This window comes from Psychrobacter sp. Sarcosine-3u-12 (assembly GCF_002836005.1).
In the GTDB taxonomy this organism is placed as follows: Bacteria; Pseudomonadota; Gammaproteobacteria; order Pseudomonadales; family Moraxellaceae; genus Psychrobacter; species Psychrobacter okhotskensis.
The window spans coordinates 1-858 of sequence record NZ_PJBY01000040.1 but is presented as its reverse complement, the minus strand read 5'-3'; the positions used below and the strand labels follow the sequence as shown (position 1 = coordinate 858).

The following is an 858-nucleotide window of genomic DNA, read 5'->3' as shown; positions in this document are numbered from 1 at the left end:
TCAGTGAAAAGTAATATAGACACATCACGCACTGCTGATATCTATTTTTCTTGCTTGCTGTGCCTGCGCAAACAGAGGCTACAAAAAATTGATATCAGCATTATCATAGCGATTTTAGGATATTTTGACTACAAGGCTGTGCTCACAGTTAATATGCTTTGCCCTAATAACGCTCCCGTCGTTCGTCAGCTCTTTATTTCTGAAATATCTCTAATTTATTTAGTAGGAGCTTTCTACGATCTCACATTGGTTTCTTAGGTTGATGTGACCTGTGTAGGAAAACCTGTTTTAAGAGGAAAGATCAATGACTTGACCACTGTCGTCAAATCCGTAGAACCAAACTTGGGAGATTTTAATTACGCAGCTTGACGATAATAATCAAACCACACCTGTCTTGGCGATTTATAGCTCAAGCCCTTTTGAATCCTAGTTTGGTTGTAATATAGCTCGATGTATCTAATGATATCGGTAATGGCGGCAAACCTTGTTTTATAATCCTTATGATATACCAGCTCATTCTTTAATATGCTCCAGAAGCTTTCTATGGGTGCGTTATCAAAGCAATTACCTTTGCCACTCATTGAGCCTATAAACTGGTGCTGTTTAATGATTTTATGATACGCATGGCTACAGTATTGACTACCTCTGTCTGAGTGCACAATTAACCCTTTATTAGGTCGTTTGTTTTTGATTGCCATACTTAGTGCTTTGCAAACTAAGTCAGCAGTCATGCGTTTATTGATAGCATAACCGACCAACTCTTTGGTATATAAATCTTTCACTCCTGCTAAGTACAGCCAGCCCTCATTTGTCCAGATATAAGTAATATCGCTCACCCAAGACTTATTAGGGCGCTTA

The 858-nt window shown here is 38.6% G+C and carries 2 protein-coding genes; one reads left to right on the top strand and one right to left on the bottom strand.

Annotated features, from left to right (window positions below):
- Positions 1–258: hypothetical protein (locus CXF65_RS15095; RefSeq protein WP_227523170.1), on the top strand; the 258-nt coding region annotated here is incomplete at its 5' end.
- A 98-nt stretch (positions 259–356) separates the two neighbouring features.
- On the opposite strand, the gene CXF65_RS01045 is transcribed toward CXF65_RS15095, so the two are convergent.
- A partial coding sequence (locus CXF65_RS01045; protein ID WP_157823980.1) for an IS3 family transposase occupies positions 357–858 on the bottom strand: 502 nt, incomplete at its 5' end.